12 protein-coding genes are annotated in these 15,178 nt (G+C 64.9%); 5 read left to right on the top strand and 7 right to left on the bottom strand.

From position 1 onward, the window contains the following. Window positions 1-21: 21 nt before the first annotated feature. Window positions 22-1,614, bottom strand: coding sequence for an ABC transporter substrate-binding protein (locus tag ACMLHZ_RS04200; RefSeq protein ID WP_418666548.1), 1,593 nt, complete (start codon window positions 1,612-1,614; stop codon window positions 22-24). A 319-nt stretch (window positions 1,615-1,933) separates the two neighbouring features. Here ACMLHZ_RS04200 and murD point away from each other — a divergent pair, with 319 nt between their 5' ends. The 5 genes from murD (at window position 1,934) to ACMLHZ_RS04175 (ending at window position 8,109) form a co-directional block, all read left to right on the top strand. Further along, the gene (murD, locus tag ACMLHZ_RS04195; RefSeq protein ID WP_418666547.1) at window positions 1,934-3,325 is read left to right on the top strand and encodes a UDP-N-acetylmuramoyl-L-alanine--D-glutamate ligase; all 1,392 of its coding nucleotides are present in this window, start codon (window positions 1,934-1,936) and stop codon (window positions 3,323-3,325) included. Continuing rightward, on the top strand, window positions 3,322-4,101 hold the full coding sequence (locus ACMLHZ_RS04190; protein WP_418666546.1) for a GNAT family N-acetyltransferase: 780 nt from the start codon (window positions 3,322-3,324) through the stop codon (window positions 4,099-4,101). The genes murD and ACMLHZ_RS04190 overlap by 4 nt, the downstream gene beginning before the upstream one ends. A gap of 72 nt (window positions 4,102-4,173) precedes the next feature. Beyond that, window positions 4,174-5,439 carry an aminotransferase class I/II-fold pyridoxal phosphate-dependent enzyme gene (locus ACMLHZ_RS04185; protein WP_418666545.1) on the top strand — a complete coding sequence of 422 codons (1,266 nt, stop codon included), beginning with the start codon at window positions 4,174-4,176 and terminating at the stop codon, window positions 5,437-5,439. Between the two features lie 61 nt (window positions 5,440-5,500). After that, complete coding sequence (locus ACMLHZ_RS04180) at window positions 5,501-6,685, top strand: YcxB family protein (RefSeq protein WP_418666544.1); 1,185 nt, start codon at window positions 5,501-5,503, stop codon at window positions 6,683-6,685. 128 nt (window positions 6,686-6,813) lie between these two features. After that, the gene (locus ACMLHZ_RS04175; RefSeq protein WP_418666543.1) at window positions 6,814-8,109 is read left to right on the top strand and encodes a cation:proton antiporter; all 1,296 of its coding nucleotides are present in this window, start codon (window positions 6,814-6,816) and stop codon (window positions 8,107-8,109) included. A 103-nt stretch (window positions 8,110-8,212) separates the two neighbouring features. On the opposite strand, the gene ACMLHZ_RS04170 is transcribed toward ACMLHZ_RS04175, so the two are convergent. The 6 genes from ACMLHZ_RS04170 to ACMLHZ_RS04145 form a co-directional block, all read right to left on the bottom strand. After that, the gene (locus tag ACMLHZ_RS04170; RefSeq protein ID WP_418666542.1) at window positions 8,213-9,361 is read right to left on the bottom strand and encodes a GH25 family lysozyme; all 1,149 of its coding nucleotides are present in this window, start codon (window positions 9,359-9,361) and stop codon (window positions 8,213-8,215) included. 220 nt (window positions 9,362-9,581) lie between these two features. Next, window positions 9,582-10,445 (bottom strand): DegV family protein, encoded by an 864-nt coding sequence (locus tag ACMLHZ_RS04165; protein ID WP_418666541.1) that lies wholly within the window; start codon window positions 10,443-10,445, stop codon window positions 9,582-9,584. 83 nt (window positions 10,446-10,528) lie between these two features. Then, a complete protein-coding gene (locus ACMLHZ_RS04160; protein ID WP_418666540.1) occupies window positions 10,529-10,969 on the bottom strand; it encodes a MarR family winged helix-turn-helix transcriptional regulator in 441 nt (146 codons plus the stop codon). 188 nt (window positions 10,970-11,157) lie between these two features. Beyond that, complete coding sequence (gene glgB / locus ACMLHZ_RS04155; RefSeq protein ID WP_418666539.1) at window positions 11,158-12,978, bottom strand: 1,4-alpha-glucan branching protein GlgB; 1,821 nt, start codon at window positions 12,976-12,978, stop codon at window positions 11,158-11,160. Between the two features lie 164 nt (window positions 12,979-13,142). Further along, window positions 13,143-14,447 carry a GHKL domain-containing protein gene (locus tag ACMLHZ_RS04150; protein ID WP_418666538.1) on the bottom strand — a complete coding sequence of 435 codons (1,305 nt, stop codon included), beginning with the start codon at window positions 14,445-14,447 and terminating at the stop codon, window positions 13,143-13,145. Further along, complete coding sequence (locus tag ACMLHZ_RS04145) at window positions 14,444-15,178, bottom strand: LytR/AlgR family response regulator transcription factor (RefSeq protein WP_418666537.1); 735 nt, start codon at window positions 15,176-15,178, stop codon at window positions 14,444-14,446. The genes ACMLHZ_RS04150 and ACMLHZ_RS04145 overlap by 4 nt, the downstream gene beginning before the upstream one ends.

Below are 15,178 nucleotides of genomic sequence, written 5' to 3'. Positions count from 1 at the left end.
AATCCGGCGGCCCTTCGCCTGTTATTCTTTTAAGGTGGCCCAGGTCAGGTCCAGCACGGGGCCGAAGGGGCGGAACACCAGGCCCCGCACCCCGGGCTGCACCAGCAGCGCCTGGCTGTGATACCACAGGGGCACAACGGCCGCCTCGCCCAGGGCCAGCCGTTCGGCCTGCGCCAGGAGGGCGGGGGAGTTGCCGCCGCCCGCGCGCAGCGCTGCCAGGGCCGCCTCGAAGTCCGGGCTGTTCCAGCGGGAGAGGCCCACCTGCTCCAGCACCTCCAGCGCGCTGTCGCTGGAAGGGGAGAAGGGCAGCAGGGCGATCTGGTAATCGCCCGCCGCCACCCGTGCGGCCAGTTGGTCAGGGGGCAGCTCCTCCAGGGAGAAATAGGCCGACCAGGCGCCCAGCTGTTTTTGCCACTGCTGGTTCAGCGCACCCGCCAGGCTGCGGTAGGGCTGCCCCTGGGGCAGCAGCACCGTGATGCCGGAAAAGCGGTTCGCGCCCGCCGCGGCCAGCCCCTCGCGGCACAGGGCCGCGGGATCCCCGTAGGCGGGCAGGGCGCTGCCCGCCGCCTGGCGGTAGGGCGCGCCCTGCGCGGTGACGGCAGGGGGGACCAAGCCGTCGGCCACCGCAAACTCTGCCGGCAGGTCCGGGGCGGCAGCACGGGCGCTGGCGGCCAGCGCCGCCCGCAGCTGCGGCTGGGCCAGCAGTTCGTTTTCACAGTTGAACGCCAGCACCCAGGTGGTGGCTGTGTAGGGCAGGGAAGCAAGAGAGCCGGCCTCGGTGCTGTCGCTCAGAGCGGCGGTGGCCTTGCCCGCCAGCACCAGCTCGGCGCCGGTAAGGGGCTGGGAAACGGGACCGGAGCCGGAACCCGATCCCGGGGAGCTGCTGGCAGCGGCGGTGCTGTTCAGGACCAGGCGCAGGCTGGTCACCCGGTCGCCCTGTGCGGCGCGCCGCAGAAACAGGCCGTTTGTATTCCAGTTGTACAGATAGAACGGACCGTTTGTCAGGGTGGCGGACCGGTTCAGGCCGTAGGCGCCCTGGGTGCTGTCGAAAAATGCCTCGTTGCAGGGCATTGCGCCGGGCAGGGCCAGCTTTTGCAGCAGCTCCGGATCCGGCGTGGAGAGCTGCAGAACGAAGGTGGTATCGCTGGGCGCGCTGACCCCCAGCGCACTCTCGGGCGCTTCGCCCGCCAGCACGGCCTGGCTGTTCTGAAGGAGGGCAAAGGTGCTGGTGTACGGGCTGGCGGTCTCGGCCCGGAAGATGCGGCGGAACGCAAACACAAAGTCGTGCGCGGTGAGGGGATAGCCCCCGTCCTGGCCGCCGGACCTGGCGTAGCCAAGGCCCTCTTTCAGGGTGAAGGTATAGGTCAGGCCGTCCGGGCTTACGGTATAGGCCGACGCGCAGTCCAGCTGAGGCTGGCCGGCCTCGTCCAGGCGGGTCAGGCCGCTGTAAAGGTTTGCCACGGCGATCAGCTCCGGGCTTTCGGCGGCAAGCTGTGGATCAAGATTTTGCGGCACCCGGTCTACTGTCCAGGTGAAATTGATCTGGCTGCCGCAGCCGGTCAGAAAAAGCGTGAAAAAGAGGCAACCGACCAGAGCCCCAAAGGTTTTGCGCACCTGCGCCCACCTCATTTCTAACATGGTTCTCTTTATAGTAACAAAAAAATGTGAAAAAAACAAACAGAATGCACAAGACCGCCCGTAAAAGGTGAAAAGAGAGCTTCTTTGCCCTGCGCGGCGCGGCCGGAGGCGGCGCTTATGCGCCGAAACCGTGCGCCAGAACAAATGTTTGCCGATCTGCGGCCGGTTTTGTTGCGAAAGCCCTGAAAACTGACTATAATAAAGGGCAGTGATTTTTAATTTCGCCCGCATTCTGCCCATTTTGGCAGGATGCGGGCCGGGCGCTGCCCAAGTAAGCAGGAAAGGCCGGGATAGCATGCAGGAGGATCAGCAGCGGCTCGCAGCCGCGGTGAAGGGGAAAAAGGTCGCATTCATCGGCGCGGGGGTGAGCCACAAAACGCTGCTGCGCCAGTTTTGCGGGATGGGCGCGGCAGTGACCCTGTGCGACAAAAAGCAGCTGGACGAATTTGGCGATTATGCCGGTGAACTGCGGGAGCTGGGGGTGAGCCTGTCGCTGGGGGAGGGATACCTGGCAGGCCTTGCCGGCCAGGATATGATCCTGCGAACCCCCGGCTTTGAGTATTATACCCCGGAATTGCAGGCCGCAAAAGCCGCCGGGGCGCTGGTGACCAGCGAGATGGAACTGTTTTTTGAGTATTGCCCCTGTGAGATCACGGCGGTGACCGGTTCGGACGGCAAGACCACCACCACCAGCCTGATCGCCGCCATGTTCGAGGCGGCGGGGCGCACCGTGCACCTGGGCGGGAACATCGGCCGGGCGCTGCTGCCCATTTTGGCCCGGGTGCGGCCGGAGGACGAGGCGGTGGTGGAGCTTTCCAGCTTTCAGCTGATCAGCATGCGCAGCAGCCCCCGGGTGGCGGTGGTGACCAACGTGACCCCGAACCACCTGGATCACCACAAGGACATGCAGGAATACATCGACGCAAAGCGCAACATTCTGCTGTGGCAGGAGGAGGGCTGCCGGGCGGTGCTGGGGTATGAGAACGAGGTCACCCGCGCCATGCAGGCGGACTGCAGGGGCAGCCAGTGCTGGTTCACCCGCCTGCGCGAGACCGACAACGGCGCGTTTTTGCGGGCGGACGGCATGCTGTGCATGGCCGAGGGCGGCGCGGTGACCCCGGTGCTGGCGCAGAGCGAGGTAAAGCTGCGGGGGCTGCACAACATCGAAAACCTGTTGGCGGCCATTGCAGCCGTGTGGGGCAGGGTTCCGGTGGAGGCCATGCGGCGTGTGGGCGGCAGCTTTGCCGGGGTGGAGCACCGCATTGAGCCGGTGCGCACCCTGGACGGGGTGCAGTGGTACAACGATTCCATCGCCTCCAGCCCCACCCGCACCATTGCCGGCCTGCGCAGCTTTGGGCAGAAGATCATTGTGATCGCCGGCGGATACGACAAAAATATCCCCTACGAACCCCTGGCCCCCGAGCTGCTGGAGCATGTGAAGGTGCTGGTGCTGATGGGCCAGACCGGCCCCAAGATCGAGGCGGCCGTGCGGGCCTGCCCGGGTTTTGCGGCCAGCGGCCTTGTGATCGAGCACGCGCAGGACATGGCCGGGGCGGTGGCGCTGGCCCGGGCGGCAGCAAAGCCCGGCGACATCGTGAGCCTTTCGCCCGCTTCCGCCAGCTTTGACCTTTACCCCAATTTCGAGGTGCGGGGCCGCCACTACAAAGAGCTGGTGAACGCGCTGTGATCTGCGCCGTAAAGGGGCCTGGAGCCGCGCGGCGGTACCGGGCCGCCCTGGCGGGCGGCCCCACGGCCTGCAGCCTGGGGGCGCGCTGCGCCGCCTTTGCCGGCCTGCCTGCTTCCGGCTGGAGCTTTTTTACCGGCGGGGAGGGTGCGGAACCTTTTGCACTGGCGGTGCGGGGGTCGGCGGCACAGCTGGCGGGCCGGGCCGACCCGGAGGAGCTGGCCCTGCTGCTGGGGATGCTGAAGGTGCGCGAGCTGCGCACGGAACAGGGCGCGGCGCCCCGGGGCTGGCAGCCTGCGCGGGAGCTTGCCGTTTTTGGCCTTGCCCCCGGCGGGAGGCTGCCCCAGCCGCCCGCGCCCGCGGGGTTTTGCCTGGAAACTGAGCCCTCCCTGTGGGAGGTGGCGGACCTGCTGGCCCGCGGGCGGGAGCTGGGACAAGCGGGCGCGCAGGCGCGGGATAATTTTTATGCCGACGCCTGTGCAATGAAGAACCGGGGACTGGCCTGTATTTGGGCCGCCCGCTTTGAGGGCTGCCTGGCGGCCACCGCAGGCGCTTATGCGATATGGGGCGGCCAGGCTTGCCTGGCCGCGGTGGAGACTGAGGAGAAGCTTCGCCATAAAGGCGCGGGGCGCTGGCTGGTGGCGGGCCTTGCAAATTATTTGGCACAGCAGGGCCTTGGGGTGAGCCTTTTGTGCGCGCCCGGGCGCAAGCGGTTTTACCAGGCCCTGGGCCTTGAAAAACGGGGCAGCGCGGTGTGCTGGCGCCCAAAAGCGCCATGACGCGGCCATTTCGACAAGCCTTTCCCCTGCAAAAGAAAAAACAGAACATAAGAGAAGAAAAGGAATAAAAAAATGCTGGAACAATTTTATGATTTCTCTGCCCGGCTGCTGGAGCTGGACCAAAAAGCCATGGGACTTTGCCGCCCGGAGTTTGAAAAGATCGACGCCATCCGGGATTACAACCAGGTCAAGATGCTGAAAGCCTTTACTGAAAACCGGGTGGCCGCCACCCATCTGGCGGGAACCACCGGCTACGGGTACGACGACGCGGGCCGCGACAAGCTGGATCGGGTGTTCGCCCAGGCGGTGGGCGCGGAGGACGCGCTGTGCCGCCCGCACTTTTTGTCGGGCACGCATGCCCTGACGGTGGCCCTGTTCGGCCTGCTGCGGGCGGGCGACACCCTGCTGGCCGCCACCGGCCGCCCCTACGACACGCTGGAAGGGGTCATTGGCATCGACGGCGCGGGGAAGGGCTGCGGCAGCCTTGCCGAATTTGGAGTGAAATACGACGAAGCCCCGCTGAGGGATGGCGGCCTGCCGGACTATGAACTGATCGCGCAGAAGGCGAGAGAGGCCAGGGTGTGCCACATCCAGCGCAGCCGCGGCTATTCCAGCCGGGCGGCCTTTGACCTGGAAACCATTGGCAAGGTGGCGCGCACCGCAAAACAGGCGAACCCCGAAATCCTGGTGATGGTGGACAACTGCTACGGCGAATTTACCCAGACCGCCGAGCCGGTGAGCGCGGGGGCTGACCTGATGGTGGGCAGCCTGATCAAAAACGGCGGCGGCGGCATTGCGCCCACCGGCGGCTACATTGCAGGCCGGGCGGATTTGGTGGAACGCTGCGGCCACCGGCTCACCGCCCCCGGCACCGGCCGGGAGCTGGGCTGCACGCTGGACACCCTGCGCCAGCTGTATCTGGGGCTTTACTATGCGCCGGGGGTCACCGCCGAGGCGGTAAAGACCAGCATCTATTCCAGCTGCCTTTTGGAGCTGCTGGGCAAGGAGCCCACCCCCCGCTACACCGCGCCCCGGAACGATATCATTACCAGCTTCGAGGCGGGCAGCCCCGAGGCGCTGGTGGCGTTCTGCCAGGGGATCCAGCGGGGCAGCCCGGTGGACAGCTTTGTGCGGCCCGAGCCCTACGCCATGGCAGGCTATGCCAACGAGGTGATTATGGCGGCGGGCGCGTTTACCGAGGGCAGCAGCATCGAGCTCTCGTGCGACGGGCCCATGCGCGCGCCTTATACCGTGTACCTGCAGGGCGGCCTGAATTTTGCAGCCAGCCGTGCGGGGGTGCTGCTGGCTGTGCAGAAGGCGTTTGAAAAGGAACTGTGAGCAGGCCCGGCCCGCGGCGTTTGCCGCGGGGATTCCTGCGGAAGGAAAAGGAGCTACGGTCATGGAATGGGATTATACATATACAAAAGAGGACATGCAGGCCTTTGCCGCCGAGCAGTACCGGCGCAGCCGCGTTTCGGGCGTGCTGCTGTGGGTGGTGGCGGGGCTGAGCGCCGTATTTGCCTTTTGGCTGGCGATGCAGGGCGTGCGGCTGGGCCGCCCCCACGGCTTTTGGCAGGGGGGGCACGCGTGGCACGCGGGCATTTTGCTGGTGTATGGCGTTTTGGCGCTGGTTATGCTGGGGCTGGCGTTCTGGGCACTGTGGTGCAGCTGGCCGCAGAACCTGGCGCGGCGCGCGGTTAAGCGGGCGGCGCGCCTGCAGCCGGAGGTGTTCGGGCCCTGGCATGTGGCCCTGCGGGAGGATCAGCTGCTGGTGTGCCAGGGCGGCGCCCAGATGGCCAGCGACCCCTCGGTGATCGACGATGCGCTGGTGTGTGCGGCGGGGGTGCTTGTGTACACCCATGGCAAAAAGCGCAGCTTTGGCCTGCCCGCCCGGCTGTTTGAAGACAGAGAGGCCATGCGGCGCGCGGCGGATGAGGCCCGGCGGTGCGCGGCGCTGGCCAAGGCGGAGCTGCTGCGCCGGCAGGCGGAATTGCTGGCGGGCACTGCGCCCGAGGAGCCCCTGCCCCCGCAGCCGCCGCTGCCCCAGGGGGAACAGGCGGTGTTTGCCGCGCCCATCCGGCTGCGGCCCCAGGAATTGTTCGGCGCGGTATACGCCGCGAACCGCGGGGTCGTGCCCGCCCGGCGCGCGGTGCGGCTGACCCAGGCCATGACGGTGTTGTGCCTGGCGCTGGGCGTTTTGAGCGGTGTGCGGGGCGACTGGGGCTACAGCGCCATGATGCTGGGGCTGGGGGCGATTATGGGCGCGGCGGCGCTGAGCCGGGCCCCCTTTATGCTGAAAAGCGCGGTGCGCCGCATTGTGGAGAGCGAACAGGCCGTGCGCCTGACCGAGCCGGGCTGGCTGGTGGCGGGGCAAAACGGCTTTACCCACACAGGCGGCGCCCGGTGCAGCTATGTGCCTTATTCCCAGCTTGCCGAGGCAGGGCAGGACGGGCAGTATCTGTTTTTGCTGTTCCAGACCAACATGATCCTGATCGTGCCCAAGCGAGGGTTCGAGAGCCCGGCCAAGGCCGGGGAAGCTTTTCTGTTTTTGCGGCAGAAAGCTGCGCGCCGAAAAGGCAAATAAAAGGTGAAATTTGTCAAGCCCATCTCCGCTTTCCCGCTTGCTGTTTGTGAACAAAGTGTGTATAATACAAGATTGTGCGAAACGTTTCCGGGCAAGAAATGGAAGAGAGAGGAAAGAGGAGAAAGAGCATGTCTTATAGATATTTAATTGATGTGGCGCTGATCCTGCTGGCCACCAAAGCCCTGAGCATGCTGACCGGCAAGCTGCAGATGCCCCAGGTGGTGGGGGCGCTGCTGGCGGGCCTTTTGATGGGGCCGGCGGCGCTGGGCTTCATCCAGCCCAGCGACTTTTTGAGCCAGGTGGCCGAGCTGGGCGTGATCGTGATTATGTTCAGCGCGGGCATGGGCACCGACATCAACGAGCTCAAACAGACCGGCAAGGCCGGTTTTGTGGTGGCCATGGCGGGCGTTTTGATCCCCCTGGGGCTGGGCACCCTGCTGATGGTGTTCTTCAACACCGGTGAGCTGGCCCTGCCCGGCAACAAGCTGCTGCAGGATCTGTTTTTGGGCACCGTGCTTACCGCAACCTCGGTGAGCATTACCGTGGAGACCCTGAAGGAATTGGGGAAATTGTCCACCAAGGTGGGCAACACCATTTTGGCGGCCGCCCTGATCGACGATGTGCTGGGCCTTGTGTGCCTGACCGTTGTGACCAGCCTTGCGGGCGCCCAGGTGAACATCGGCATCGTGCTGCTGAAGATTGTGCTGTTCTTTGTGTTTGTGGGCGTGATGTTCTTTGTGGTGAGCAAGGGCCTGACCTGGTACGAGACCCAGGTGCGGGACCGCAACCTGCGCCGCTACCCCATTTTTGCCTTTGTGCTGTGCCTGTTTATGGCATGGGCGGCCGAGGAGTGGTTCGGCGTGGCCGACATCATCGGCGCGTTTGCCGCGGGCCTGATTGTGACCACCACCCCCAAGGGCGCTTACACGGCCAGCAAGTTTAACCCCCTGGCCTACCTGCTGCTCACCCCCGTGTTCTTTGCGAACCTGGGCCTGAAGGTGGAGCTGCCCAAAATGGACGCGTTTATTGTGATGTTCACGGTGATGCTGGTGGTGGTGGGCATCGGCTCCAAGCTCATCGGCTGCGGCCTGGGCGCGAAGATCTTCGGCTTTAAGGGCCGCCAGTGCGTGCAGATTGGCTGCGGCATGGCCTGCCGGGGCGAGGTGGCGCTGATCGTGGCCAACAAGGGCATGGCCATGAACATCATCAACCCCATCTTTTTCGGCCCCATCATTATTTTGGTGGTGTGCTGCGCCGTGTTCACCCCCATCATGCTGAAAATGGCCTTCAAGGGCGAACCTGCCTACGCGGGCATGGAGGAGAGCAAGCTGGCCGAGGGCTTCGAGATGGCCGAGCAGGTGGAAGAGGTGGCGGCCCGCCTGATCGAGGGCGAGCGCAAGCGCCGCGGCAACAGCGAAAAATAATTGTTTTTCGGCAAATGCACAAAACGGGGCCGCATCTTTTCAGATGCGGCCCCGTTTTGTGCAGGAGAGGTTGGAGCTTGAAGCCTCCGGGGCAGGTGCCGGATCAGGCGGCGCCCGCGGCTAAAAATTGTGCCCAGGCCTGTTCTCCGCCGCAAAAGGCGTTCAGGTCGATGAAGCGCTCCGGCCCGCTGTACCCGGGAAGGCGGCCCCGGTCGGTGTATTGCCAGAACAGCCATTCCCCGGCGGGGGGCAGGTACACACTGCGCAGCCAAAGCGGATATTGCCCGAAGCCCTGGGCGAGGTACAGACGCCGGGCCCGCCCGGTGGCATACAGGATGGGTTTGCGGCCGGTGGCGCCTTCCAGCGCGGCCAGCAGCACGCGCAGTTCGCGCCGCACCTCGCCGGCAGGTTTTGGGGAAAAGACATAGCTGCCGTAAAGCTCTACATCCACCACCGGGGGCAAAGCGTCTGCCTGGCCGCCCAGCGCGGCAAGAAAGTTTTCGGCCTGTGTGGCGCCGGGGGAATCGAAGCTGAAAAAATGGTAGGCCCCCACGGCGATCCCCGCTTCAGCAGCCCCGCGGCGGTTGTGCGCAAAGGCGGGGTCGGCAGAGGAGCTGCCCTCGGTGGCTTTTATAAATGCGAAGCAGATGGACTGGCGGGCAAGGACAGGCCAATCGATCCTGCCCTGGTATTCCGAAACATCCACCCCTTTGACCGGCCACTGACGGGCGAACAGCAGGTTTGGCCGAACCGCTTTGCACAGCACAAGCGCCGCGGCCAGGGCGGCCAGACAGACCGCGCCGAACAGCCAGCGCCAGCGGCTGCGGCGCAGGCGGCTAAGCGCGCGGCCCAGCCGCCAGCGGCGCCACAGCGCCGCAGCGCACCAGCCGAGCACGGCGCCGAGGGTGTTCAGCAAAAGGTCGTCCACCTCGCTGACGCCGGTGCGCAGCAAAAATTGACCCAGCTCGATCCCAAACGACAGGCCAAACCCTGCCAGCGCGGCCCACCGCAGCCGCACCCCCCGGGCGGCCAGGGCCCAGCCCAGCGGCATGAACCAGACGATGTTTCCAAAAAACAGGTAACAAAAGCGCACGGGCCCCTCCTGGGCAAGGGTACGCCCCCATTCGGCAAAGGGGATAAGGTTGAGCGCCGGCGCGGTCATGCGCCCCGGGCGGAAGACCGTGAGGCGAAGCAGCGCCGCAAGGTAGAGCGCGAACAGGACCCAGCCCGCAATGCGCGCAGCTTTTTTCATGGCAGGCACCTCCTTTGCGTTTTATCGTACCACAAAACGGGGACAAAGAGAACCCACAGCCGCCCGGCGGCTGCGCCCCAGGCGGGGGCGGCGGCCGGTGACCTTTTAAAGCTGGAAGCGGCCGACGCGCCGGCGCAGAGCAACTGCACGCCGGCGCGCTGAACCCCGCGGAAAAAAGGAACGGGACAAACGCCCCGTTCCTTTTTATGAATACACAATGTTACGCTTCATGCGCAGGGGATTCTTTTGCAAAAAAGGCGATGCCCGCCGCCCCGGGCCCCGCATGGGTGCCGATGACCGTGCCGATGTGATACACCTGCGGCGCGGGCAGGCCCAGATTGCCCGTGAGATAGCGGTGAAGCGGCTCGGCGGCACGGCGATGGGCGGTGTAGCCGATCAGGTACTCGCAGCCCTCGTCCAGGCCGCCCTGGGCGTCCATCAGCTTGAACAGCGCCACGTAGGCGCCGGGCATGCCCCGGGCCTTGCCCACAAGGCCCACCTTGCCCCCCTGCACGGCCACCACCGGCTTGATGCCCAGAAGGCTGCCTGCAAAGGCCTCGGCACCGGAAAGGCGGCCGCCTTTGCGGAAATACTTCAGGTCGTCCACCACGGCGATGAGCCGGATTTTGTGTTTTTCCCGCTCCAGGGTTTCCACGATCTGCCCGGCCGGGGCGCCTTCGGCGCGCAGGCGCAGGGCCAGCCGCACCAGCAGCTGCTCACCCAACGTGGCGTTCTGGCTGTCGACCAGGTAGATCTTGCCGTACCCGCAGGTCTCGGCGGCGATCTGGGCGGACTGATAGGTGCCGCTGATCTGGCTGGAAAGCAGAATGGCAATGATTTCGTCGCCCGCGGCGCGCGCGGCCTCGAAGTGCTCCAAAAACAGCTCGGGGCTGGGCTGGCTGGTGGTGGGCAGCTTGCCGCACTGCACCAGCCTTGCGTAAAATTCGTCGGGGGTCAGGTCCAGCCCGTCGCGGCAGGTCTCGCCGTTTTCAAAGCTCACCTGCAGCGGCACCAGTTCCAGGTTCAGGCGGGCGGCCTCGTGAGGCAGGATGTCGGCGGTGGAATCGGTCAGAATGCGGATCATAAGCAAAATCTCCTTTTGGGGCGCCCGCGCCGCAAAAAACCGGAGCGGGCTGAATCGGTGCAGCCCGCCGCCGGGGCGGGCGCTTACAGCGCGGTGAAAAAGGTGTGGAGGGTCGAGAGCATGTTTGCCAGAGCCTCCATCTGCTGCTCGGTCAGCCGGGCGCTCACCTGCTCGATGAGCCGCTTGTGGAACGCAGCGTGGCAGGCGAGCGCGCCCTCGGCCATGCCGGTCAGCTGCACGGTGACCTTGCGCTTGTCGGCGCTGTCGCGCAGGCGCAGAAGGAAGCCTTTTTGTTCCAGGGTCTTTACCGCGACGGTCAGGGTGCTGGCTGTGACCCGCAGACGGGCCGCAAGCTCGCTCATGGTTTCGGCCCGCTCGCCGTTTTGCACCGCCTCCAGCACGTGCATCTCGCTGACGGAAAGGTTTTTATAAGGGCCTTTGGCAATGCTGTCCTCTTCCAGGTGCAGCACGTCGTTGAAAACATCCACCAAAAAGTGGTTGATTTTTTGTTCCGCTGGGGTCATGGTTTGAATCGCCTCCCTGCTGTATGAAGTTTTGAAGTTCAAACAAACTGATTTTAGCGCGGCCGGCTGCATTTGTCAAGCTGTTTTGAAGTTCAAATGATTTTTTGGGAACACCGCGGCAGGAGGGAACAAAAGCGGCCGCATGCACACCGCAAAAGCGGAATGCGCGCGGCCGCGGCAAAGCGAGGTTATTCCAGCCGGTACAAATACCCGGTGAGCGGGGCAAGGTCCAGGCGCAGAGTGCAGGCTTTGCCCATTGCGCCGCCAGGCTGGGCAAGGCGCAGGGCGGGGCATGGTGCGCAGCCGCCGAACGCGGCGTCGCCGGTGCACAGCAGGGGCACGGCTTTGCAGCCCTGGGCCAGATAAAAAGGGTAGGCCGGGTAGGCGGTGTTCTGGGTGTTCAGAACCACCAACAGACGGCTGCCGCCCGCGCCGCGGCGCAAAAAGGCGTATACACCCTCGGTTTGGGCCTGGCTGGTGACCCACTCAAACCGCTCGGGGTGATATTCGCCCGCGTGCAGTTCGCCCAGCTGCCCATACACCTCGCCCAGCCGGGCGATCAGGGCGCCAAGGGCCCGATGGAGCGGATAGTCCAGCAAACACCAGTCCAGCTCACGGGCTTCGTCCCACTCGCGGAAATGCCCCAGCTCGCCCCCCATAAAATTCAGCTTTTTGCCGGGGTGCATGTACATGTAAAAATACAAAAGGCGGGCCTGGGCGAATTTTTCCTCGTATTCGCCCCACATCCGATCCAGAATGGTGCGCTTGCCGTGCACCACCTCGTCGTGGCTGAGAGCCAGCAGATAGAGTTCGCTGTAAAAATAAGCCATGGAAAAGGTGAGCTTGTGGTAATGGGCGGGGCGCTCGGCAAAGGGGGTGGAAAAATAATCCAGCGTGTCGTGCATCCAGCCCATATCCCACTTGTAGTCAAAGCCAAGGCCGCCGTAGCGCACGGGGGCGGTCACCTTTAAAAAGTTGGTGCTGTCTTCCGCGGCCAGAATGGCGCCGGGCCAGCGGGCGTGCAGGCCCTCGTTCATGGCCTGCAAAAACTCCACCGCGCCCTGGTTTATGCCGCGGGCGCTGTCGCCCTGCCAGTAGAGCGCGCGGCTCACTGCGTCCATGCGCAGGCCGTCGCAGTGATACACATCCAGCCAGAAGGCGGCCGCGCTGGCCAAAAAGCTGCGCACCTCGCCCCGGTAAAGGTTAAAATTGCAGCTGCCCCACTCGCTGCGGCCCACGTCGCTGTCGTATTCATACAGCGGCCCGCCGTCCAGGTTTGCAAGCGCGTCGCCGTTCACTGCAAAGTGCACCGGCACAAAATCCATCAGCACCCCAATGCCCGCCGCGTGGCAGGCATCCACAAAAGCGGCAAAATCCGCCGGCGTGCCGTAGCGGCTGGTGAGGGAAAAATAGCCCGTAACCTGGTACCCCCAGCTGCCGTCGAAGGGGTGTTCGGCCAGGGGCAGCAGCTCTACAAAATTATAGTGGTGGCGCTGCAGCCAGGGAATCAGCGCCGCCGCCAGCTCCCGGTAGGTGTACCAGCGGCCGCCCGGGTGGCGCTTCCAGCTGCCCGCGTGCAGCTCGTAGATGTTCAGCGGCGCGTCGTACCGCTGGCCGCGGCGCGCCAGCCATTCGCCGTCGGAAAAAGAAAGGGCGCCCAGGTCCCACAGCACGCTGGCGCTACCGGGCCGCAGCTCGGTGTAAACGCCGTAGGGGTCGGTATGCAGCGCCCAGCCGCCGCTTTTGCCCTGGAGATTGTACTTGTAATATTGACCCTGCACCGCACCGGGCACAAAGCCGCTCCACACGCCTGCGGCATCCCGCGCGAGATCCGCGCCCTGCCAGCCGTTGAAATCGCCGCAGACCTGCACCCGCACCGCACCGGGCGCCCAGATGCGGAACGCCCAGCCCTGCTGCCCGGCCTCCCGGTGGGGGCGGGCGCCCAGGTATTTGTAAGCGTCAAAGCAAAGGCCGGTGTGGAATTCCCGGGGGAGAGGCGAAACATTCATGGCAGCGGCTCCTTTCGGCAAAAGGGCAAAGTTTTTATTGCGCCGCAGCGAAGCGGAGGCTGTTTTTTATTTTACCCCAAACCTGCGCGGCGCGCCAGCCCCTTTTGGACAGGCGACGCAGATCGTATGAAAAGCTGCGCTCCGCCCCCGCCCCCAAAGCGGGCTCAGGGGTTCAGCAGCACCGAGACCCAAAACCGCCCCTCCCGGTGCTCGAACCGCGCCGTGCCGCCGTACTGCCCGGCAATGCGCCGGATAGAGAGCACGCCGATCCCCTCGCCCTCCCGCTTGGAAGAACGGAAGTGGTCCCCCTGGGGCACAGGGGGTACAGGGCAGGGGTTGTCGGCCAGAATGACCAGGGCCGCCTGTTCGCGCCGAACGGTGAGATGGATGCACCCGCAGCCTGTTTGCCGGGCACAGGCCTCCACTGCATTCTCCAAAAGGTTGCCGAACAGCATTGCCAGATCGGGATCCGGCAAAGGGCCGGGCAGCGGATAATCCACCTGCGCGTCCAATGTGGCGCCCTGGGCCGCGGCAAGCCCGGCATAATAGGTGAGCAGCGCGTTCAGCGCGGGGTGATGGGTGAAGACCAGGGGCAGGTCCGGCGGCATGGCACGAAGGTATTGCTGCACAAAGCGCTCCAGGCCCGCCGTGTCGCCGGTGCGGAGGTACGCCTCCAGCAGCGCCGCGCACTGGCGCAGGTCATGCCGGGCGCGGCGCGTCTCCTCCATGCGGGTCTGCAGGGACTGAAAGCGGAGGGATTGCAGCGCGAGCTGGTAATTTTCGGTGCGCAGGTGCAGCGCCAGCTCGCTTTGCTCCAGCATGCGGATGGTCAAAAACAGCACGAACAGCCCGCCCAGGCCCACGGCAAGCGCGTAAAGGAAATTGGAAGGGCTGCCCGCAAAGCTGAGCAGGCCGCCGCCGGCATAAAGGCTATAGTAGAAAAACACACAAAAAACAGCGGGCACCAGCCACAAAAAGCGGCACGCCGCCTCGTTTTCCCCGGAATGCATGACCGGCTCGATCCGCCGCACCGCAAACCACAGGGCGGGCGGAAGCGTGCCGAGAAACAAAAGGAACAAAACAGCGCTGGCCCCGAAGCAATAGGGGAAGGCCTGCAGCTGCCGGGCAAACAGCAGCTGCCCCAAAAAACTGGAAATGAGCGCGTTGAGGCTGGCGTAATTCAGCACCGAGAGCAGAATGAACAGCAGCTTTTGCAGGCTTGCCCGGACCGTGAATTTGCACACGGCCAGATAGACCCCGATCCACAGGATGGAAAGCGCCGTTTCCGGCGCCCCGCCAAGGGCTGCAAAGCGCCGCAGAAGCCCCAAAAGATACAGGACGGCAACGCCTGCCGCCACCGCCCCTGCCGTGCGCAGCTGCCGGCGGAACGCCGCCGCCGTGAGCAGGGCAAAGGGAAATACCTCGAATATTTCATAGAGCGCCAGTTCACCCCAGCGGGCCGCTGTCATGGGTGTTCCCTCCTTGCTTTTTCAAACAGATAATCCTCGTATTGGCGCAGCAGCTTTGCGCGCTCTTTGCGGCGGAAGGGCACCCGTTCGCCGGTGTCCATTAAAAAAGCAAGCTCCTCCGCCCTGCGCACATGGGCCAGGTTGACCGCGCAGCCGCGGTAACAAAAAAGGAACTGGGGATAGGGCGCCAGCAGGCGCAGCAGGGCGGAAAAGCTGATGCGCACCCGCAGCGGCCGCGCCCCGGCCAGATGAAGCTGGGAATAATGCTTGTCGGCGTCGCAGTACACAAGCTCCTCCACCAGGACCTGCGCTTCGCCCCCGGCGGCGGGCACCAGCAAAAAGGGCCGCTGCCGGACCAGGCGGGGCCGGGCGCGGTCGAGAGCGAGGGCAAACGCCTCGAAGGAGTAGGGCTTTACCAGATACCCCGCCGCCTCCACGCTGTAGCCGTCCACCGCATAATCGCAGCTGGCGGTGGTAAAGATCACCACCGCCTCCCCGTCCAGGGCGCGCAGCGCCCGCGCGGTGGCAAGGCCGTCTGTGCCGGGCATGCAGCAGTCCAGCAGCACAAGGGAGAAACGCCCGTGAGCCAGCGCTGCAAGAAACTCGTTCCCGCTGGAAAAAGTTTGGATATAAAGGGGATCCCGCTCCCCCCGCCCGCCCCAATAGCGGCGGGTCCATTCGACGCTGCGCAGGCAGTCGGCGGCATCGTCGTCCACGATGGCAACGGTCAT

Origin of the sequence: Allofournierella sp., from assembly GCF_048388525.1 — a bacterium.
In the GTDB taxonomy this organism is placed as follows: Bacteria; Bacillota; Clostridia; order Oscillospirales; family Ruminococcaceae; genus BQOK01.
The sequence above is the reverse complement of the archived record's forward strand: the minus strand, read 5'-3'. Positions and strand labels throughout refer to the sequence as shown.

Coding starts and splice junctions, on each gene's coding strand:
- murD (WP_418666547.1), top strand. CDS start 1,934: ATGCAGGAGGATCAGCAGCGGCTCGCAGCCGCGGTGAAGGGGAAAAAG.
- ACMLHZ_RS04185 (WP_418666545.1), top strand. CDS start 4,174: ATGCTGGAACAATTTTATGATTTCTCTGCCCGGCTGCTGGAGCTGGAC.
- ACMLHZ_RS04180 (WP_418666544.1), top strand. CDS start 5,501: ATGGAATGGGATTATACATATACAAAAGAGGACATGCAGGCCTTTGCC.
- ACMLHZ_RS04175 (WP_418666543.1), top strand. CDS start 6,814: ATGTCTTATAGATATTTAATTGATGTGGCGCTGATCCTGCTGGCCACC.
- ACMLHZ_RS04170 (WP_418666542.1), bottom strand. CDS start 9,361: ATGAAAAAAGCTGCGCGCATTGCGGGCTGGGTCCTGTTCGCGCTCTAC.
- ACMLHZ_RS04165 (WP_418666541.1), bottom strand. CDS start 10,445: ATGATCCGCATTCTGACCGATTCCACCGCCGACATCCTGCCTCACGAG.
- ACMLHZ_RS04160 (WP_418666540.1), bottom strand. CDS start 10,969: ATGACCCCAGCGGAACAAAAAATCAACCACTTTTTGGTGGATGTTTTC.
- glgB (WP_418666539.1), bottom strand. CDS start 12,978: ATGAATGTTTCGCCTCTCCCCCGGGAATTCCACACCGGCCTTTGCTTT.
- ACMLHZ_RS04150 (WP_418666538.1), bottom strand. CDS start 14,447: ATGACAGCGGCCCGCTGGGGTGAACTGGCGCTCTATGAAATATTCGAG.
- ACMLHZ_RS04145 (WP_418666537.1), bottom strand. CDS start 15,178: ATGACCGTTGCCATCGTGGACGACGATGCCGCCGACTGCCTGCGCAGC.